This window comes from Bacteroidales bacterium (assembly GCA_017521245.1).
Classification (GTDB): Bacteria; Bacteroidota; Bacteroidia; order Bacteroidales; family G3-4614; genus Caccoplasma_A.
In genome coordinates, this window is the sequence record JAFXDI010000004.1 from 19,742 (window position 1) to 42,818 (window position 23,077).

Consider the following 23,077-nt stretch of genomic DNA (forward strand, 5'->3'; position numbering starts at 1 on the left):
ACTATTACATAGATTGGTTGATAGTTCTTGAAATAACGTCTAATTGTTGCTCTTTTGTTAGTTTTACAAAGTTTACAGCATATCCTGATACACGAATTGTTAATTGTGGGTATTTCTCAGGATGCTCCATTGCATCAATCAAAAGAGATGAATCAAATACGTTTACATTTAGGTGTTGTCCTCCTGTTGGAGTGAAGTATCCGTCAAGTAATCCAACAAGGTTGTTTACTCTCACTTCGTTCTCTTTTCCTAATGCAGCAGGAGATATTGCAAATGTATATGATATTCCATCGTGTGCGTGTTGGAATGGAAGTTTTGCCACCGATGCCAATGCCGCTACAGCACCTTTTATGTCGCGTCCGTTCATTGGGTTTGCACCGGGTGCAAATGGAGTTCCTCCTTGACGTCCGTCAGGTGTTGAACCTGTCTTCTTACCATACACAACATTACTTGTAATTGTAAGGATTGATTGTGTTGGAGTTGCGTTGCGATATGTTTCGTGTTGACGCAAGTACTCCATAAAACGCTCAGTTATATCAACTGCAATCTTATCTGTTGCATCGCAGTTGTTTCCAAAAGGAACATAGTCGCCTTCACGCTCAAATCCTACTGCCAAACCACGCTCATCGCGAATTACTTTTACTTTGCAATCGCGTATTGCTGCCAATGAGTCGGCAACGATTGACAATCCTGCAATTCCTGTTGCACGAATACGCTCCACACGTCCGTCATGCAAACTCATCTCAAATGCCTCGTATGCATATTTATCGTGCATATAGTGAATTATCTTCAATGCGTTTACATATACTTTTGCCAACCAACGCATCATTTGTGAGTATTTACGCATTACCTCATCGTAATCAAGATACTCGCTTGTGATTGGCTCAAAACGTGGTGCTACCTGAACTCCGCTTATCTCATCGCGTCCACCATTGATTGCATACAACAGACATTTTGCAAGGTTTGCTCTTGCACCAAAGTATTGCATCTGCTTTCCTATCTTCATAGGAGATACACAACATGCAATTCCGTAATCATCACCATACTCAACACGCATTAAGTCATCGTTCTCGTATTGGATAGCAGATGTATCAATTGATACCTTTGCACAATATTTCTTCCAGTTCTCTGGCAATCTCTCAGCCCAAAGCACTGTTAAGTTTGGCTCTGGTGCAGGACCAAGATTGTAAAGTGTGTGAAGGTAGCGATAACATGATTTTGTTACCAATGTTCTACCATCAAGTCCCATACCACCTAACGACTCAGTTACCCATACAGGATCTCCTGAGAATAGGTCGTTATATTCGGGAGTACGCAAGAAACGTACTATACGAAGTTTGATAATCATTTGATCAACCAACTCTTGAGCCTCCTCTTCGGTTAGTTTTCCTTCACGAATATCTTTTTCAATATATATATCCAAGAATGTTGCTGTACGTCCTATTGACATTGCTGCTCCGTCTTGATCTTTTACCGCAGCCAAATATGCCAAATATACGAATTGCACAGCCTCACGTGCATCTTTTGCCGGACGTGTTACATCAAATCCGTAACCAGCACACATCTTCTCAAAATCCTTTAATGCTTTGATTTGCTCACTTACCTCCTCACGACTACGGATTGTCTCCTCAGTAATCTCTTGGATGTCCAAGCGTTTCTGGAAGTGTTTTTTCTCTGCTATAAGGATTGCTGTTCCGTACAGAGCAACACGGCGGTAGTCACCAATGATACGTCCACGACCATAAGCATCAGGAAGTCCTGTGATGATTGCCGAACGACGTGCCTCTAACATCTCCTCAGTGTATGCCGAGAATACTCCTTCGTTATGAGTTTTACGATATTTTGTAAATATCTCTTTAGTCATAGGATCGAGTTCATATCCGTATGCATTCAAACTATTCTCCACCATACGAATTCCTCCTTTAGGGAAGATTCCGCGTTTAAGAGGAGCATCTGTTTGAAGTCCTACTACTACCTCATTCTCTTTATCAATGTATCCAGGTCCGTATGTTGTAATTGTTTGAGGAAGTTTTGTCTCGGCATCATAAACGCCACGCTCACGCTCCTCCTTAAACATCTCTGTTAGTTTGTTCCATACTTTGCGAGTCTTTTCTGATGATGGCACCAAGAAACTCTCATCACCTTCGTAAGGAGTGTAGTTTGATTGAATAAAGTCGCGAACATTTATCTCATCGCGCCAAACATCACCCTTAAAACCTGTCCAATTGTCATTACTATACTTCATAAGTATTCAATTTTTCCTTGAAAAATGTTTATATTTTCTCTTTTTTTTGTTTTCAAGTGCAAAATTACTACAAATTATCCATAGCAACAAACTATACTGATGTTTTAACTAAAAACTAAAACGGATAACCTATTGCAAAGTGAAGACCTAAACTATCTTTGAATTTGGGCATATTATAATATCCACTCTTGCCTGTATCGTATGGTGCATGAAGACCTATTCCCAAGTCAAGGCGGAGTACTATCACTGACAAGTCGTAACGGATACCGAATCCTGTTCCTAAGGCTATATCTTTTAAGAATGTTTTTCCCTCAAGTTTTCCTCCGGGTCTGAGTGGATCGTCTTGCAACAACCAGATGTTTCCTGCATCAAGAAATAGTGCAAACTGTAATCCTCCAAATATTTTTAATCGCATCTCAACGTTTGCCTCCAACTTAAAGTTTGCTGTTTGGTCAAAATAGTAGTTGGGATTATCGGTATTGGGGCGATAACTTCCCGGACCTAATGAACGCACCGTAAAGGCTCTGATACTATTTGCTCCTCCTATATAGAACTGCTCGCGATATGGCATTACTGTTGAGTTACTATATGCGTGTCCTGCTCCTATAAGAAAACGTGATACCAACCAATTCTCCCCCCACAATTTGCGCGAATATTTAAACTCAAACTGACCTTTCACAAATTGTGAGAATTGGTTTCCAAAGAGTTTCTTCTCTCCCTCTATTCCGCACATACGCCCTATACCATCAATTAGGTTTCCTGCTTGAGTTGCCTCTAATCTTAAGTATATTTTATTTGCATCCGCCTTACCAAACAACTTGGTATAGGTATAGGCGTACCGCATCATTGGAATGAACTGATCACGAAAACTTAGTGCTATTGCAGGGTTTTCGTTTAGGGTTGTTTCAAACGATGAACTTGTATTTAGGAGTTTGTTATATACCAGCTTAAATGGATTGAATGTATGCGTTGATGACAACGATGTTGAGAAGTTATACTCCATGGCTGCATCAAATGAGAACATTCTAAAATACTTTGGTCTGTTCAATATGCTTGTTCCCAACTCAAATTTTGTTGTTGAGAGATACTTTCTCTGCTTTGTCAATTTCTTGGATAATAACAAACGAGGGAAGAGCAACGATACCCTTGCTCCAAATTCGTAAGAGTTCATCAAAGCCGAGTTCTCTACGCGGTTTGCACCTGTTTGCCACTCGTATGCACCATTCAGTTTTACGGTTAATTTCTCTGCCCCACCAAATATATTGTTGTGAGATATAGAGAAGTCGGCACCGGGACCTAAGAAACTATTTGATTTTGACGTTACGTTTAGACCAAACTCCGCCTCAAGAGGTTTACCCATCACTAAATTGATTTTAAAATCAAGGGTGTCTGAATTTAAGGTATCGGTTAGTATGGGCAATATCTGTACCTTGCTAAAGACTCCTGTTCTACTTAGATTGCTCTGAGTAAGTCGTTGGTCTTGCAATGAACATATTCTTCCTGTTCGCATTTGAACATTACGTCTGATTAATCCATACTTTACCCTCTTTGGAGTTTGATATGTTATATTTATGTTTCGTGATGTTTTACCTCGTTTTGAGTAGAGGGTATCTATCTCTCCCACACCTTTTACACTCTCAATATAGACATCTATCTTTCCTGTTTTATATTGGCGAAGTGCCATAGGCGGTATATCTTTCTGAAGTATCATTTTAATATCCACCTCATATCGATTTTGTGTAGTATCTACCAAGAAGTGCAGATAGTCGGAACGGAAAAAGTAGAACCCATTATCTCGCAACACTGAGGTTATTCTATCACGCTCCATATTAAGGGTATCGGTATTATACTGCTTGCCTTTTTGTATAAACGATGTGGCTTTTAAACTATCAATCATTGTTGTTAGTTTATCCTCAGGAGAGGGATAGTATATCTCATCATACTTCCACCCTTTTGCAACGTCAACCGTATATGATATTTTCACTTTCTTTGGATCACGTTTTTTTGGCAGCAGTTGATAGGTTGCTTCGGAGTTGAAGTATCCCATATTCTGAAGTTTACTCTCAACTAATTTCATTCGCATTTGCGGACTTACTGTTGAGATTAATACAGGCTCTTTTGCAAACTGTTCGTAAAACCAATGCTTAAATCCTTTATCTTTTGTTGGTTTACAATATTGGTATATCAATATTCCGAACGGGAATGGCGAACGCACGTAAGGAGAGAATAGAGGATTGTTTGGTTTTACGCTCAAATCCTCTTTTACCTCGCTTTTGGCATCCGATGTTATATCTGCTCCCTGAGTTGATAATATATTCATCTTTTTCACACCAACATAGAGTTGTTCACCTTCGCCCAACCTTGATGTGGTTGAGCAAGATGTTGCAATCATTATTAATGCTGCTATATAGATGATATATTTACACTTTCTCATTTCTCTTCTTCTGTTTTTGAAGCCTCTTCACTCTTCTCTTTTGTCTCTTTTGCTTTTTGTCTCTCTGTTCGTTTTTGAGCCACCTTCTCTTTGCGTCCTGTTATTTGGAATAGTTCCTTTAACTTTACCACCTGTTTGCGAACGGCAAAACCTACTCCATATTCACTTATATTACCCTCTAATATATCATTCGTTGATGAACGGAAAAGTTTTAGAAGCATATTATCTCGAGAGTCTAATTGATACTCCAACGACACATCTCCCAATATACTTTGTGCAACCTCATCGGGCGACAAATCGGGATTATAGGAGCCTCCGACAGAGACCTTTAATCTATCATTCAAAAGGCTCTTTGAGAACTCATACGAGTAGTCCAACGAGGACTCTCCAGCTGCCGAAGTGTAACTATCAACTCCAAAAGTTAAATCAACGTTTTTAAGAGTTTTGTTTGCCCACTGATTTAACTCTTTTGACAAGAATGAGCCTAATGCAGTATTTGCATCAAAGTTTGACTCCGTTCCTGAAACACCGGTATAGGTGTTATACAAAAGCATAGAGAGAGCCTGCTCTGAGCGTTGGTCTTCACTCATTGATGCCAACTCGTTACTTATTGTCATATCCTCCGGAGCAGTAAGATCAAAGGTCAGGTCTAAATCTTCAAGGCTGTTTTTTATTCCTATCTGAACATAGAAGTTTACCATATTACTTGCACCACCTTGATTTACTGTTGCCCTCACTTTGTTTTGGGCAGTTATATTCATTGTTGGATCAGCAATATCTCCGTTCCACTCTATATAACTTCCATCATCTATTGTAAACACCTTAGTGGCTACAACAGGCAATGAGTAGCGGACTGTTCCTTTCATAATGTTATATTTACCTGTAAACTGGGTATCTCCTAACATATTCATTGTATATAGCAACTCTCCTCCCCCTTGTATATCTATTCCCGATTTTGCATCAGGGGTTAAATTTACCGCAACTTTTACTGCCTGTCCTATTGATATACCAACCGACATATCTACTCCCCAATGAACATTTTGTTTTACCTCTACCTCATCTTGATTTATTGTATCGTTAAAGGCTGTAAATGTTACCAAACTTGATACATCTTCTTGTTGAGCCATTCCACCATCACGCATGGTGTATGTAAGTTCTGTTCCGTTGAGCAGGGCAACATTACCGCCTAATGTCAGATTATTTAAATATCCTTGTATTACCAAGAACATATCACTGAACGCCTTACCATAAACGAGTGTTTTGTTGTTCTTCTTTACGTTTATAAGTTGAAACTCACTTGCAGTAATCAATATATCACTTCTTATCTTACCAAAGTCCGACAAAGTCTCCTTTATATTACCCAACGCTACGCTTCCCTCAAGCAGCATAGGTTGTTTGTTTGGTCCCGACATACCAAAGTTGTACATGGTTATGGTATTATCCTTCATGGTTATCTTTTCGGGCGAGAGGGTAAAGGTTGTTCCTATTGAAGGGAGAGTCATATCTACATCTTGGAATTGCAAGAATCCGTTCATATTTATTGCCTCTTGCGAACCAACAAGAGAGAAATCTCCGTTTAATTCGCCTGTGAGTTTCATCAGGTCGGCTGGAATAAATGGATTTACCGACAAGAATGGTAACTCATCAATCGTAAGTTTAAGTTTCATCTCATCTTCATTAGAAGGATTATATTTTCCTCCAAGTTTTACAACCTCTTTATCATTAAGATTTAGAGATAGAGCTACACGTTGTCCTCCCTCCTCTAATGCTACATATCCTGCTTTAAAATTTAAATCACCCACACATCCACCCTCATATATCAACGAATCAATTGCTAAATCGCCTTTTACTCCAAAATGTTTGGGGTTTAGATTTACACCTAAATCAGCAGAGAGTACACCCTCAACCTTAGGAGATAGAGGATAGAGTTTTAACATTGATGCTATATCGAGTTGCTGTAACTTTACAAAGAGTTGATTTTTGGTTGTATCTTGTCCCGATTTTAATGATACAAGTTTTTCGCCTGAGGTTAATTGAAAATCGGCATCTACTCTACCTTTATTGGATAGAGATATATAGTTGCCATCATTAACCCTGAACTCTCTATATCCGAGTATCGGTTTTGGCGTTACCATTGAGAATGAGAGCAAAGTGGAATCAAGCAGAACCTTACCTCCAAAGTCAAATCCAGAGTTGTACTTACTATCTGTTTGTAAACAATTTATTGTTAAACTATTATCTACCGCACCGCCAAAGAGTTTAATTGAGCCGCCTCTTGTTTCGCCACTCTTTATTCCGCCAACCAAGAGTTCATACTCAAGAGTTTCATCATTTTGATTTAGATTTGCGCATATACTATCAATCGATGCCTCGCCTTGAGTGAGCGAATATATACCCGATTTTAGATATACAGGATCTTTGCTATTTGATGAGAAATCTAATTGTGCCAAGCCTAATGTAATTCCGTTTCTCTTTAAGAGAGCCGATACTATTGGGTTATCCGAAAGTGAGAAAGAGAGACTACATGAGGGCATCCTCCTCTTTATATGGTCAATATTAAACCTTAGAGAATCGGTTTGACTCTTTGCCTCAACAATTACCGAATCAACTGCCGATATAAAATTATTTAATGATTGAGGTGCAACGAAACTTAGATACAATCCTTGAGCCTCAACATTTGCATCTATCCGTGTTGTATCGGCAGATATATCCATATTTAATCCCGGCAATGTTCGTTTTGCTCCATACATACGAACTACGGTTTTGCCAACACCTCCTTTTATGGAGTATATTCCCATAGTGTCGGCAGAGGCTGAAACATTTACACTTGAGACTAAAGAGAAGTTATCTTGCAAGAAATTAAGATTTTGCAAATCAAGATTGGGTATATCTCCATTGATATTGACAGTCTGTTTCTGCTCCGAAAGCAAGCCTTGAAGCGTCAACGACATTTTTGCATCCCGACAGTTACTTACAATTGAACCATTGTAAATGCCATCAGAGAGAGCCATTTGAAGTTTTATATCGGTATAGTCGTACCTATTATAGTAGAGCGAATCAACCATAAGCGATATATTTGAAGTTGCACCCTCTTGCATAGGGTTAAACCTCTCTCCATCTGCTGTTAGGGAGGTTGTTACATTGCCTAATGGTATATCTTTAAAGAATTTTTGAAGCGGAAATCTATTTATAGAGATATCTACCCCATACGCTTCCGTTGCAAGATTTACTACTCCCGCAACATTAACATTTCCCTCTGCTAATGAGATATTCACAGTGGGACGTAGAGAGTCGCCTTTTAGCTCCACTCTTCCGTTTAGAGCAATATCATCAGGGATTACTATTGAGGAGCTATCTTTATCTCCGATAAATGCCTGAAGCAGTTCTCCATTAATCAACTTTCCGTTGATATTAGCTCTTGCCTTTAATGGTCTGTTGTTCAAGATATTTGCCACATCTCCCGACAACTCCACCTCTAAATTATCGGGGAGTACCACCTCTGCTTTTTTTAGATGCAATAATGAGAGATTTCCACCAACATCTATCTTTGCATTTACTTTTGAGGTTGGCAATAGTGGCAGATAGTTTGATATTGATGGCACAAAATAGGGAGCATCAAACATTGAGAGAGATAAATCCATATTCAAACTCAGGTTGGCATATGGATCTTGCTTTAATATTGAAGCATCCGCTTTAACCCCTCCTCGCATTATTGAGTTTTGAGTTGCCAAATAGAGATTGTCTATCAATACACATGAAGAGTCTAACAATAGCGACATATTTGCATGTGAAACAGCAAAACCAGAACGCTCGTGGAATGAGAGGTGATTTATCTTAGCCGCCACCTCCATTGCTTTGTTGTAAATATCTTGAGCATTGATATTCAAGTCATAGAGCGAAAGGTATGAGGGGTCAAAATATTTCACCGGTTCATAGTCTAATTTACCGTATGTTACTTTACTCTTTGCAAGAGATAGAGTATCAACATTTACAACCCAAGGCAATGTCTCCTCTTCTGGTGCAGATTGAGACTCTGTTTTATTCTCGGCAACAGGGAGCGACAGGTATCGGCACAATGCTCCGTCAATTGTTGCACTTGAAAGCGTTACTTGTTGTTTGCCTATATCTACTACGGCATTTGAGAGGTATGCTTCATCTATTGCACTCTGAAGTGATGTTTGGTGAGGCATTGTTGTCATCACATAACTGATATCCTTAAGGTGGATATTGGCAACATTGAATGCCCATGCAAAGGTTGAGGGAGTTGACTCAGTGGTATCTTCGGGAGTGCTAACCAAATTGAGTATCACATCTCCTCCCGTTAATGAGATATCCGGAAGGGTTGCCATCTCGTTTGCCAGACTAACCGGGCGAGCCATTAGTCCCAGTTCATCAACATTTACCCTTATATCAAAGGTCTTTAGAGAATCAACATAATGAAATTTGGTTTTCTCAAAAGAGAGTCTCTCAATCTCAATCTCTTTTTGAAAAATCCTTTTAAATCCCAACTCCAACACTAACGATTTACATTGCAACATAGTATCGTTAGGAGGTGTTACAACCAAAGCATTTGCAAGTTCAATATCCAATGGGAAACGAAGACGCACTCGCTCTAACTCTATTTGCATACCCGTTTGTTCAGAGGCTGCTCGCGTAGCATATTGTGCTATTCCCTGTTGAATGGCAGGGACATACAAAAGTGCGGGCAGTAACAACACAATTACTACCAATATCACTATGGTATATAGGATACACTTTAATATTGTCCGCTTCATAAAAACGTTGTAAATTTAATAATAATAGCGGATATATTTATACTATCAAAAACAATATTTGCATTTCTGTTGTTTTAATATTGTAATCAATATTTTAAAATTATGAATAGATTAAGTTTAAGCCTGCTTTTAGTAGGCATCGGAATGATTGTTGCCCTAACCACTTTTGCATCGGAAGACAAGAGTAAAAGTGAAACAAAAGAGGTTTTTCCGTCAAAGATAGAGAGTTTTGTCACAGAGAATATCCCCGATGGAAAGATTGTTAAGTTTAAACACGAAAATGACAAAATGGAGGTTAAATGTAGCGATGGGACAGAGGTTTGCTTTAACCATAACGGAGAGTGGATTAAGATGGAGAATGACAAAGCTGGGTTAAATGATCATCTTGTAGCACATCTTCCGAACACCGCAGTTCTCTATCTTAAAAACAACTACAACAAAGTTGCGGTTTCAGAGATAGAGAAGAAGAGTTACGGATATAAAGTTGAGCTAAAAACCTCACCTAACGAGTGTGATATATGGTTCAACAGTGACGGTAGCGTAAAAAAGGATTGCGATTATTAGTTTTTGAAATCTCTTAATTTTAATTTTTATATAATCGAAAGCAAGTTCTTTTCTCAGAAATGAGAAAGACTTGCTTTAAACGCATAATTTTATCTGCCTGATAATGAGCGGGAACAAAAATTAATTTATTTTTTATGATATTTTTTTCATTAAAACTATTGCCAATATAAAAATATTGTGTACCTTTGCATCGCAAATGAGAAACAAGCGAGTTTCTTTTTAAAGCACAAAACGGATTGGTGCGGTAGTTCAGTTGGTTAGAATACATGCCTGTCACGCATGGGGTCGCGGGTTCGAGTCCCGTCCGCACCGCCAACACAAAGAGTTCTGAAAATTTTCAGAACTCTTTTCTTTTTTTGTCAAATTTACACTTCTTTTATCATTTATATAGTTTCATTTTATCCTTTTATTATTTAGTTTTGCAAAGTATTTAAGATAGGAATTTAACAAACTGATATAAATAATAGAGTGATGAAGTTTAAACCAATAATAGCAATTATATCTCTTCTCTTTTTTACCTTTACCTCAAAGGCTCAAATTCTTATTATATCGGCAGATGAATATACTGAAGCAATGACTCCTTACGTTGAATGGAAAGAACAAAAGGGATTGTGGTGCGAGGTTGTTAAAATGAGCCAGACAGGCACTACCGCAAACGATATAAAGGCATTTGTTTCAAACTACCATAAAACAAATGGCAACAGATACTTGCTTTTGGTTGGAGATGCAGATAAAGTTCCCACCCATATCAGTTATGGAGTAACAGACCCCAATGAGTATAGTGCTTACTCTGATGCCGAGTATGGCTACATATACTCAACCGACTACCCACCTGCTGTTTTAGTTGGTCGTTTTTCGGGAGAGAGCATTGATGATATTAAAACTCAAGTTGAGAGAACAATCTATTACGAGCGTGATATTGATACTTCTGCCACATGGTTAAGTTCTTCGCTTGGTATTGCCAACCCCTACTCTTACGAAACAGGAGATAATAGCGAGACAGATAATGAACATATTACCTACCTTAACAATAATCTCAAAGAGTACGGATACACAACTGCCACAACCAATTCAAAAAACACACTTAAAAACACTCTAAACAGTGGCTGCGGATTAATCAACTACATTGGGCATGGTTACACTGAGAGTTGGCAAACAACAGGTTTTGCAGTTAGCGATGTTAAAAATCTTACAAACGCAAACAAACTACCCATTATAATTGCGGCAGGTTGCCAAAACGGACATTTCAGATTATCTACTTGCCTTGCTGAGGGATTTTTAAGAGGCAGAGATACAAACAACAAACCTATTGGTGCTGTGGGTATGTTAGCCTTTACAACACAAATATATTGGAATCCCCCGATGTTGGGACAAGATGAAATTGCTCGTATTTTAATATCAGACTCCATTGGGTTTACAAAGAGTTTTGGAGAGGTTGTGAACGCTGCATATAAGAGCGTTATCGGAAAATATAAGGGTAGCGGTGCTGACGTTGCTTGTCAATGGGCTATGTTTGGCGACCCCTCGTTAATATTACGAACAAAAGCACCTTCTGTTATGGATATAACCCATAATGAGAAGATAGAGACAAGCAATAACTCTTTTACTATCTATTGCGATACAGAATATGCTGTTGCAACCCTATGGAGTAATGGTGAAATTATTGATTCAAAGAGGGTTACCGAAGGTTTTGCCGAATTAGATATTAATGGCATAAACAGTGGAGATTTGGTTAAACTGACTATTACAGCACAAGATAAGGTTTCGTATCAAACCGATATTCTTACAACAGAAGAGAGCGGAATTGAGAGCCTAAAAGAGAATTCAGAATATGAGATTTATCCCAACCCTACAAATGGCGATATAACCATTAAAGGAAGAGACAAGAAAATTGAAATCAAAGTTTTTGATTGTAATGGCAAATACCTCATCGACAGAGAGGTTACCTGCAACACTCCCTTTACTTTTAATATGGCAAGTGGCGTCTATTTTGTATATATCGTAAACGACAAAAGCACCCACAAAGTTTTGTGCAATTGAGCAAACACAATTCGCCAGATTTATTTGTGTATTGTTGAGCGAGAGCAAGCTCAACAAACGAATGTTTGTTAACTAATAACTCTCCTATTTTACAGGTTTTAAACCCATATCGGCAGCAACCTTTAGCATATAGTTATATGCAGGCTCATATTCGTTAGGAATAACACCATCGAGTATTGCCTCTTTAATTGCCTCTTTTATATCTCCTACCGGGCGTGAGGGAGGTAATCCAAAGAGAGCCATTATCTCTTCGCCACTCACAGGAGGCTGAAACTCTCGTATCCTATCCTTCTCCTCAATCTCCTTTAGTTTTTGACGTACCACGCCAAAGTTCTCTTTGAAACGAGCCACCTTTTCGCGATTGCGAGAGGTTATGTCAGCCTCGCACAAGAGCATCAAATCCTCTATATCCACACCCGCATCAAAAAGGAGTCGGCGAATTGCAGAGTCAGTTACAATCTCCTCAGCCAGAACTATTGGTCGCATATGCAAATCAACCAACTTACGAACATACTTCATCTCCTCTCCCAACGGAAGTTTTAATTTACGGAAAATACGTTGTATCATTTTGGCCCCCATATAGTTGTGATTATGGAAAGTCCAGCCGGTTTTCTTGTCGTAACGTTTTACAACAGGTTTTCCGATGTCGTGCATAAGAGCAGCCCAACGCAACCAGATATTATCACTACGGAGTGCCACATTATCAAGTACAGTAAGTGTATGATAGAAGTTATCTTTATGGCCTTTACCCTCCACGTTATCAACACCTTTAAGAGCTGAGAGTTCGGGGAGTATCAACTGCAACAATCCCGACTCATCTAATAGCTTAAATCCTATTGATGGCTGGGGCGATTTCATTATTTTATTTATCTCATCTATAATACGTTCACCTGAGATAATAGATATTCTTTCACAATTACGGACTATTGCTCTGAATGTATCTGGGGCAATATCAAATTGCAGTTGCGTTGCAAAGCGTATAGCACGCATCATTCGCAAGGGATCATCACTGAATGTTATATCGGGATCTAAAGGAGTTCTAATAGTTTTGTTACGTATATCATCAAAACCTCCAAAAGGATCTAAAACTTCGCCAAAGTTTGCACCATTCAGACTTGCTGCAATATCGTTTATTGTAAAATCTCTACGATTTTGATCATCTTCAAGAGTTCCGTCTTCAACAATAGGTTTGCGAGAGTTGTGCGAGTAAGATTCTTTTCTTGCTCCTACAAACTCTACCTCCATTCCGCGATACTTTACTTGCGCTGTTCCAAAGTTACGAAATACGGAAAGATGAGCACCCTTTCCGAGTCTCTTTGCATAGTGTTCTGCAACCACTATACCACTACCTACAACAACAACATCAATATCTTTTGAAGGACGCTCAAGTATTATATCTCTCACATATCCGCCAACCACATAGCAAGGCACACCCACCTCATCGGCAACCTCAGAAAGTTGTCTGAATATAGGGGTATCTATTCTCTTCTTTATCTTTTCTGTAAACTCCATTATCTCAAATAGTCAACTGCTTGTTCAAGAGCAATTCCACGAGAACCTTTTACCAATATGGTTTTTGATTTAATATCACTCTCTTTTAAAAACTCTAACATTTCGGGAGTAGCTGCAAACTTTGTATATTGCGATTTAACAGCACCAAACTCCTTACCTACCAATATTACATTTGTAAAGTTTAATTGTTCTAACAATGATACTATTCCTGTGTGTTCACGCCTGCTCTCCTCGCCAAGCTCCAACATATCGCCAAGAATTAGCATTTTATCAGTCGCATCCACCTCGGCAAAATTCTCAATAGCAACCTTCATACTCGATGGATTAGCATTATAGGCATCAAGTATTATGTTATTGCGTTCGCCTTTTATAAATTGTGAGCGACTATTTGAAGGGATATACGCTGATATTGCCTTAACTATCTCACTCATTGGCACACCAAAGTGTGATGCAATAGTTGATGCTGCCACAACATTATCTAAATTGTATTTACCTATAAGATTTGTATCTATATCGTAAACCTCGCCACCGCAAACTATTTCGGCTTTTAAGAATGGCGATACAGATTTTATAGTTCCGTTAATTTCCAACAAGGGTGATGCTCCGTATAAAACCCTGCCAATCCCTTCGGAGCGTTGCATCAACACTTCATCCTCGTTACGGACAAATAGTTTTCCTTGCTTTGCTTTTATATAATCATATAGTTCGCACTTGGTTGATATTACCCCTTCGTATGAGCCAAAGCCTTGAAGATGCGCTCTACCCACATTAGTTATTATACCGTATGTTGGATTTGCCACATTTACCAACTCCTCAATATCTCCCGGGTGACTTGCTCCCATCTCTATTACCGCTATGGTATGTTCTTTTCTTAAACGCAATAGAGTTAATGGCACACCAATACTATTGTTTAGGTTGCCTATTGTTGAGAGTACATTATGAATGGGAGATAACGCCACAGTTATAAGTTCTTTGGTAGTGGTCTTTCCGTTTGTTCCTGTTATAGCCAATACCGGAATATTCATAGTATCGCGATGATACCTCGCCAATGCTTGAAGTGTTAGCAAAACATTCTCAACCAATATTATCCTGTTATCGTTTAGTTTTGCAAGTTCCCGGTCATCGGCAACTGCGTATGCCGCACCTTTATCAAGTGCCTCTACCACAAATTTGTTTGCATCAAAATTTGCTCCTTTTAAAGCAAAGAATATCGAGCCCTGTTCTATCTTTCTTGTATCAGTGCTAATTACAGGGTTTGATACAAATATTTTATGTAACTCTTGTATATTCACTTTATTGCGATTTAATATGCGAATTTACAAAAAAAATATCAGTTGTTAGTTGTTAGTTGTTAGTTTTTAGTTATCAAGCAATATTAAAGTTATTGGAGTAACAAAAAAAGAGGAGAGATCCAAACTTCTCTCCTCCTTTGAAAGGTTATTTAATTTTATCAGTCTAACAACTGACAACTTATTTTACAACAACTTTAACAACTTTCTCAGATGCTTTTACAATGTAAATTCCTTTTTCAAGTGCAATTACCGCTGACTCTGACACTTGTTGTTCTGCTACCAATGTTCCTGCCATTGAGTAAATTGATACTGATGTTGCTTCTGCTACCTCAACCTTTACTCCATTTGCTACTGCATAGATTGAAGTCTCGGTTATCTCTGCACTCTCAACTCCTGTTGATGTTCCTGTGAAGACAGCTACTACATGGATTGGAGCATCTACAGGATCAACAAAGATATCGCCGAATAACACTACATCACTCTCTTCACTCATATCCTGAGCCTCATCATTGATTTTTATTGATACCAATGAATCTCCGTCTCCTGCAACTGGGAATATTGCTACTGTTCCTTCAAATGGAATTGCATCGCCATAAGCATATTGTACTCCTACAGGAGATAGTGGCAACTCTAATGTTCCTTCTTCGAATGCTGCATCATCGTATGTATCTGTTTCCCATGCTTCAATCCAACCGTTTCCTGTACACTCATATGTGAAGTAACAGATTGGCTCGCCATATTCTGCGGTAATTGTAATTGGGCCATTTACTTGTATGCTGTAATTAGGATTGTATTTATATTGATTAAATACATCTTCACCATTTACAAATAGTTTTTTAAGTTCGCTGCGAGGATTTGCTTCTACATCTATTGTGATATAGTTTCCTTCCAATACTCTATCGCCTGATGCCACAAATGTTTCTCCTGATTTAACAGAGATTGTTCCGCCTGTAACTTGATCAATTGTTACAGTGTATTTAGAGATGAAGTTTGCTTGGATTGTTGCAGCCTCTGCACCAAGATACTCGTATGTTGGTTCTGTTCCAACTGCCACTCCGTTGATTGTCCAGTTTACAAAGAAGTCGTCACTTGATTGTGCTATTGCCTCTACTGTTACTATCTCGCCTGTTGTTACATCTGTTGCTGTTCCCTCAGGCACTGGAGATACAAATACTGCATATCCTTTTGTTTTGTCGTTTGATGCAACTTTTACTGTACGAGGTTCAAGAGTTGCAAACTCAAATGTTGCCACATACTCACGACTCTCTGTAACCTCAGTTGTTGTATATACTGCGTCTGTTGATACAACCTCTCCGTCTAATGTCCAGTTTACAAAACGATAACCTGCTACTGGTTGAGCAGTGATTGTCACTACATCTGTTCCCTCTACTGAACATCCTACTGTAGTTACACCCTCTTCTCCAATATATGCAGTACCTATTTCAGGATCTGAAGATGATACTGTTACTGCGTATGAACTTGAGTATAGATAGAATTCAACACAAGATGCATTTTTTCTACCATTTGCCGATTGACCTGTTGCATATAGCATTACATAGCGTCCTTCTGCTGGTGTTACTGCAACCTTATGAGAGTTAGAAGTTCCATCATAAGTAAATCTTCCTTCTGTAACTTTTGTTGCAGCATCAAGGTTGTTAGGATCTATCTCAGTATCGCTAACATACAACACATAGTTAAGAATGTTACCATTGTTTGAGCCATCATCAGAAGTACCATTTCCTCTTGAAATATATTCAAACTCATCAAATGATTTTACCTCTTTCATATCAATCATAAACCAGTGGGGGTATCCGGGCTCTGAACCACTCCATTGTGAGTGCCAATGTGTTGAATTGTTTCCATCAATAATACATGAAGCAACTCCGTTTCCTGCTCCTTCGCCTGATGCCTCTTGCGATGATGCTGTAACTGTCCATTCTGAGCGGTTAAGCATAGGATCTCTTTCAAATGTTGCCACAAGTGATATTGGCTCACTTACAGTAACTGTATATGATGCACTCTCGCTTACAACCTCTTCGCCAGATTTCCATGCAACAAATTTATATCCAGCAGTTGGGGTTGCTGTAAATGTCACCTCTTCTCCTTCATATACATCACCTTCTTGAGATACTGTAACAGTTCCTTTGCTTTCGTTAGCAGATGTTGCTGACACTGCAAATTGAGGTTTATCAATAAAGTTTGCAACGTATGCTTTATCTCCCTCAGTACGGTCAATAAATGAAGCAGATGTTGACACCTCTTCGCCATTAACTGTCCAATTTACAAATTTGTAACCGATAGCACTGGGTACTGCCACCAACTTAACTGCCGCTGTTTGATTAGTAACCTCTGTTACTCCCTCAATAGCAATATATGCTGTACCCTTTGTTTCATCATTAACAGATACACTGATTGCACGTGGTGCTACATTAACAATAGCCTCATATACCTCAAACTCACATATAGTCAAATAGGTGCCAGCCTTGTCAGTAGCATACATTCTCACATATTTTGCGGTTGCACCTTTTAGGTCAACTGTTATGCGGTTAATTATGCTACCATTAGGGATAGTTCCACAATTCTCCACATCTTCAGAAGTAAATTCTGCTCCCTCAACATCATTCCATGTTTCGCCATCTGTTGATACTTGTAATTTTGCAGCATTAGGAATATAATTTTGTATAAAGTTTATTTTAACCTCTCCTACAACAGACTCCTCTTCAAGAGTAACTGTTACTGTTACCTCTTCATAGGTACTTTGACCTTCTGATGTATCAAAATAAGTATTATAATTTCCATCAAACATATTATCTGTTGTAAAAGAATTATAATGTTCCATTGATGACTCTGCATTTACAATATTTATTTTGGTTGGTACTATCCTGAAGTTTGCTTTATATTCGGCAGATGCCTCTACTGTAATAACGTATGGATTATTTTTACTTACTATGCTATCGCCTACTGTCCAATTTACAAACTCATATCCATCTGTTGGGGTTGCAGTAAGTGTTACATTGGTATTTTCAAACACTTCACCTGTTTCAGTTGCGGTAACACTTCCCATAAGAGGATCATTTACTGATACGCTTATGTTGAATAATGGCAATGCTACGAAATTAGCCACATAATCTTTATCACCTTCTGTTCTGTCAACAAATGTTGCATTTGTTGAAACAACTTCAGTTCCTACTGTCCAGTTTACAAACTCATATCCTTTATTTGCCACAGCAACCAATTTAACTACTCCTGTTTGATTTTCAACAGAGGTTGTTCCTTCTGTGCCAATATATGCAGTTCCCATTGTCTCATCTGCAACAGATACACTGATTGCACGTGGTGCAATTTGAATAGGAGCCTCATATACCTCAATCTCATACATATCAACGTATGAAGTCTCCTCAAAATAGATTCTTACATATTTTGCTGGAACTCCATTTGCTTTCAAGGTAATTACACCTTCTTGTATATCTGCTCTTGTAAAACTACATCCATCAACATCGATATATGTTTCATTGTCGCTTGAAACCTGTATTTTGGCTTTGCTTGGTTGAAATGATGCATAGCCATAGAAATACAATACTATATCTCCCACAATAGATTCCTCTGCAATTTCAACAGTTACTGTTGCCCCTGAACCTGCCGATACATACATCTCTGTGTTAAGATTTCCATCTATAAGATTTGAAAGAGGATAATAAGAACTTGGAGGGAAACTGGCAAATACATCTTGAAGCACCAATTTTGTAGGTTGTAGCATAAAATTAGCCTTATACTCTACACTTTCGCTGATTGTTGTTGTAAACGATAGGTCATTACTTACAATCTCTTCTCCAGATGTCCAATTAAATAATACATATCCCTCTTTAGGTGTTGCTGTAAATGTAACAGATTCCCCTTCATAAACATCTCCTGTTTTAGTTGCCGATGCTGTACCCATTGTTGCATCATTAACAGATACACTTACCTGATACACCTCTTTTGCGGCAAAGTTTGCAACGTATGCTTTATCTCCTTCTGTTACATCAACAAAAGTTGCAGTTGTAGCAACCTCATCTGTACCTATTGTCCAATTTACAAATTTGTATCCTTCTGCTGGTACAGCAGTAATTTGAACAGCACCTGTTTGGTCTGATACTGATAATGTTCCCTCTTCTCCTATATATGCAGTTCCCATTGTTTCATCAGCAACAGATACACTGATTGTACGTGGAGCAAGTTCTACTGGCGACTCATACACCTCAAACTCACATAATTGAAACCAATTGCTTGATGCTTGTGTAAATCTCAATCTTACATATTGTGCTACAAGAGCATTGGCATTGCAGGTATATAGATTATCCACTATATCAGAAGTAACAAAAGTTGCAACACTTTGCCAGTCTGAATTGTCGGTAGAGATTTCCACTTCTGCCGCAGCCGGTTTATCACCATCGGCAAAATATAATTTAATCTCTCCGATACTTGCAGATGCGTTCAAAGACATTGTTACATAGTCTCCAACTTTTTGTGCTGCATCTGACCAAAACTTAGTTGAATAATTCCCGTCATTTGCATTTGATGAAGGATATTCATCTGTCCATGTGCTATACGCATTCATATTTGACGAAAGCGTACCTGTCAACTTCTCTGCATTAATATTTGTTGCCACAAACAATAATGCAACTACAAATAGCAAAATCTTTCTCATAATTATTTAATTGACTAATATAAGGTTAATAGTTTATGCATAAAACATTCGCTTTGCAAAAATAGACAATTTTATTGAATTATTAAAGGTTTTAACAGTTTGTTATATGATATTAATGTTCAATTGCACCAAATGGGCTAATCAGACTATTTTGAGTAAAAAAACAGGGGTTACACTTTTTCAGTGCAACCCCTGTTGGGCTATGGTTAGTAACTAATTTAATTATCGCATAGCAATGAATTAACTGCTGACTATCTAACAACAACCTTAGTTACTTTATCTTCTGCTTTTACAATGTAAACGCCTTTTGCAAGAGCAATTGTTGATGTACCTGAAATTACTTTCTCGGCTACCAATGTTCCTGCTATTGAGTAAACCTCTACGTTTGTTGCTTCGGCTACCTCAACTTGTACACCTCCTGCTACTGCATAGATTGTATTCTCTGCTATCTCTGCACTCTCAACTGAATTCCATTCTCCTGTGAACTCTGCTACTATGTGTTGAGGACCTTTTATTGACTCTATAAAGACATCACCAAACATCATTAGATCACCTTCTTCACTCAAATCAATTTCTTCGTCATTGACTGTCAAAGATAACAATTTATTTGAATTTTCAGATGATAATGGTTCTCCTCCTGGGAATACGAAGATTGCTATATTACTGTCAAATGGAGCCTCATCAAACATTGAGTATTGATCTCCTGCTGGTTCTGCCCAATCAGCACTTTCTGTTTCGTATGTATCTGTTGTCCAAACTTCAATATATCCATCTCCTGTATGTTCCCAAGTAAGGGTACATGTTGGAGTTCCATACTCGGCAGTAATTGTCATTGCTGAATTTACTGCTGTTGTATATGATTTTGTTGATTTATATTGAGCATATACATCTACTCCGTTTACTATTAATTTTTTCAACTCTTTATAGGTATCCTCTTTTACTGTAACTGTTATGTATTCTCCCTCTTGAACTCTGTCACCTGAAGAGATTTTAGAAGATCCTGATGTTACATTTATTTTTCCTCCTGAAACATCATTGATTGTTATCAAATATTTTGACACAAAGTTTGCTTGAATTGTTGCGGCCTCTTCACCAATATATGTATATGTCTCTTCTGTTCCTACTATCACTTCATTGATTGTCCAATTTACAAAGAAGTTATCTGATCCGTTTGCAAAGGCTTTAACGGTTACCATCTCACCTGTTGTTACTGAAGGCTCTGTTCCTGAAGGTGCCGGAGAAATTATTGTTGCATAACCTTTTGCATTGTTGCTTGATGCAACTCTTACCTCACGAGGCTCTACTGGTTTAAACTTGAAGTTTGCAACATACTCACGATTCTCAGTTACCGCTGTTGTTGTATATACTGCATCTGTTGATACCTCAACACCACCAAGTGTCCAGTTTACAAACTCATAACCCTCAGCAGGGGTTGCTGTTAGAGTTGTAGTGCTTCCCTCCTCTACTGAATACAATGATGCTGTTGCCTCTCCTCCGTCAGCAGGTGTTACACTAAGAGATATTGTATATATCTGAGTCAATGGCTCTAATACCCAAGTTGCCGCAGCACCAACAGCAGCATCTGCAAATAGATAATATGTTCCACCTACACTCTCATTCTTGACATGGTACCAAGCATTACCTTTATTTGTGTTGTAGGCTTGCATATAATAGCCTGAGCCATTATCAATAAATTTGAACTCTGTTGATTGAGAAGATAATGCGTCAACATTCCATGCTTGAGCATAGATATAGTAACCACTTTTTGTTTTTATCTTGTAGTTTGCTCCGCTCTCCTCAAAAATCATAATTTGATTATCATTTTCGGCAAAGGCAGATGTTCCAACACCACCATTAGTACCACCTGTGTGGGCATCTGTATTAAATGCAGTTATGTATTGGTTTGTAGCAACATCTTTAATACGATACTCTTTTCCTATTATTATTGCCGACTCCTCAAAGTTTGCAACAAACTCAGTATCTGCATTTATAGGTACATTAAATGGATTTTCTGTTGAAACAGGAGAACCATTTACTGTCCAGTTTATAAATATATTACCCGGTTGTGCTGTTGCTGTAATTGTTACATACTCTCCTTGTGGTACACTTGTAGCCGATGTCTCCACACTTCCTTTTGTTGCATCAGAAGATGTTACTGTTACAGTACACATAGGCAACGCCTCAAAATTAGCAACAAAGTCAGTGTTTGCTGTAATTGTTGGTTTGTAAGGGTTCTCGGTTGAAACCTCAACGCCAGCAACTGTCCAGTTTACAAAGCCATAACCATATTCAGGTGTTGCTGTCAAGGTTACTGTTCTACCCTCGTTTACCTCTGTTGATGAAGCCTCTGCTGTTCCCATTGTTGCATCGGCACTTGTTGCTGAAACAGTGAATACATTTCCTGTAAATACACCCTCCTCAACATTGATTGCAACATCGTAATATACTCCAGCATATCCAATTGCTCCTGCTCCGTGAGTTCCACACAATGGTGCTGTAATAGGATCCCATAAAGACTCATCACATGCTCCATCAGACAATATACGTACTACTGATTTACCAACCTCGGCATTATCAGGAACAGTTACTGTTATTGTTCCTTGATCCTCTGTAAATACTTGTTGTCCACGACCTGTATCTTCGGGATAAGCAGCAATAACTTCATCAAAGTTTCCGTCTCTATCCCAGTCAAAACCTGCCCATACGTTGTAAGACCATCCTCCATTTGTAAAAGTTATAGTAACCTCATCTCCTTGTGCAGCATTAAACACAACAGAACTTGTAAGGTTATTGAACTTTGAAGAGGGTGCTCCATGCGATGCCACTTGTTCTCCATTAACGCTGATATTAAAATCTTTAATAGCGTGTGTCCATGCATCTGCCCAGTTAGGTTTTTTCGTATTTATGGTACAATAACCTGTAGGTAATTGGTCTGCAGCAACTTGTGCCTTCAAACCAAATGGTATTAATAGTGATAATACCAAAGTGAAAAGTAAAATTTTCTTCATACTTTAATTATTTTAGGTTAATAAATTAATTCCAATAACGGGGCAAATATAACTATTTTTATTAAAAAAACCTCCTCATTGTTCTTTTTTTTATATTTTTCACACTTAATTTTTATCAGGAAATCTTAGACACACATTGAAGATTTAAATCATTAGACAAAGGAGAGAGAAGTTCCAATTTTGAAATTCATTGATTTATTGACTATCTGTTCTAATTGGAAAGATAAAAAACAGGGGTTACACTTTTTCAGTGCAACCCCTGTTGGGTTATGATTAATAACTAATTTCTAAATTATTTTACAACAACTTTAGTTACTTTATCTGCTGCTTTTACAATGTAAACGCCTTTTGCAAGAGCAATTGTTGATGTACCTGAAATTACTTTCTCGGCTACCAATGTTCCTGCTATTGAGTAAACCTCTACGTTTGTTGCTTCGGCTACCTCAACTTGCACACCTCCTGCTACTGCATAGATTGTATTCTCTGCTATCTCTGCACTCTCAACTGAATTCCAAATTCC

10 protein-coding genes and 1 tRNA gene are annotated in these 23,077 nt (G+C 38.3%); 3 read left to right on the top strand and 8 right to left on the bottom strand.

Annotated features, from left to right (window positions below; genetic code table 11):
- Nucleotides 1-4: 4 nt before the first annotated feature.
- The 3 genes from pflB to IKK64_01860 all read right to left on the bottom strand — a co-directional run bounded on the left by pflB (nucleotide 5) and on the right by IKK64_01860 (nucleotide 9,454).
- Nucleotides 5-2,245: a formate C-acetyltransferase gene (gene pflB / locus IKK64_01850; GenBank protein MBR4118805.1), complete on the bottom strand. Its 2,241-nt coding sequence runs from the start codon at nucleotides 2,243-2,245 to the stop codon at nucleotides 5-7.
- 115 nt (nucleotides 2,246-2,360) lie between these two features.
- The gene (locus IKK64_01855) at nucleotides 2,361-4,679 is read right to left on the bottom strand and encodes a BamA/TamA family outer membrane protein (protein MBR4118806.1); all 2,319 of its coding nucleotides are present in this window, start codon (nucleotides 4,677-4,679) and stop codon (nucleotides 2,361-2,363) included.
- Nucleotides 4,676-9,454: a translocation/assembly module TamB domain-containing protein gene (locus IKK64_01860; GenBank protein MBR4118807.1), complete on the bottom strand. Its 4,779-nt coding sequence runs from the start codon at nucleotides 9,452-9,454 to the stop codon at nucleotides 4,676-4,678. The genes IKK64_01855 and IKK64_01860 overlap by 4 nt, the downstream gene beginning before the upstream one ends.
- A gap of 102 nt (nucleotides 9,455-9,556) precedes the next feature.
- Between IKK64_01860 and IKK64_01865 the strand changes: the two genes are divergently transcribed.
- The 3 genes from IKK64_01865 (at nucleotide 9,557) to IKK64_01875 (ending at nucleotide 12,058) form a co-directional block, all read left to right on the top strand.
- On the top strand, nucleotides 9,557-10,018 hold the full coding sequence (locus IKK64_01865; GenBank protein MBR4118808.1) for a PepSY-like domain-containing protein: 462 nt from the start codon (nucleotides 9,557-9,559) through the stop codon (nucleotides 10,016-10,018).
- A gap of 238 nt (nucleotides 10,019-10,256) precedes the next feature.
- Nucleotides 10,257-10,333, top strand: a tRNA-Asp gene (locus tag IKK64_01870).
- Nucleotides 10,334-10,489: 156 nt separating this feature from the next.
- Nucleotides 10,490-12,058: a T9SS type A sorting domain-containing protein gene (locus IKK64_01875; GenBank protein ID MBR4118809.1), complete on the top strand. Its 1,569-nt coding sequence runs from the start codon at nucleotides 10,490-10,492 to the stop codon at nucleotides 12,056-12,058.
- Between the two features lie 84 nt (nucleotides 12,059-12,142).
- Here the strand turns inward: IKK64_01875 and IKK64_01880 are convergent, their stop codons facing one another.
- From IKK64_01880 to IKK64_01900, 5 genes are all read right to left on the bottom strand, one after another.
- On the bottom strand, nucleotides 12,143-13,573 hold the full coding sequence (locus tag IKK64_01880; GenBank protein ID MBR4118810.1) for an HD domain-containing protein: 1,431 nt from the start codon (nucleotides 13,571-13,573) through the stop codon (nucleotides 12,143-12,145).
- The gene (locus IKK64_01885; protein ID MBR4118811.1) at nucleotides 13,570-14,862 is read right to left on the bottom strand and encodes a UDP-N-acetylmuramoyl-tripeptide--D-alanyl-D-alanine ligase; all 1,293 of its coding nucleotides are present in this window, start codon (nucleotides 14,860-14,862) and stop codon (nucleotides 13,570-13,572) included. The genes IKK64_01880 and IKK64_01885 overlap by 4 nt, the downstream gene beginning before the upstream one ends.
- A gap of 178 nt (nucleotides 14,863-15,040) precedes the next feature.
- Nucleotides 15,041-19,549 (bottom strand): discoidin domain-containing protein, encoded by a 4,509-nt coding sequence (locus IKK64_01890; protein MBR4118812.1) that lies wholly within the window; start codon nucleotides 19,547-19,549, stop codon nucleotides 15,041-15,043.
- A 251-nt stretch (nucleotides 19,550-19,800) separates the two neighbouring features.
- Entirely contained in the window at nucleotides 19,801-22,557 is a 2,757-nt protein-coding gene (locus IKK64_01895) for a T9SS type A sorting domain-containing protein (protein ID MBR4118813.1), read from the bottom strand.
- A gap of 292 nt (nucleotides 22,558-22,849) precedes the next feature.
- Nucleotides 22,850-23,077: T9SS type A sorting domain-containing protein (locus tag IKK64_01900; GenBank protein MBR4118814.1), on the bottom strand; the 228-nt coding region annotated here is incomplete at its 5' end.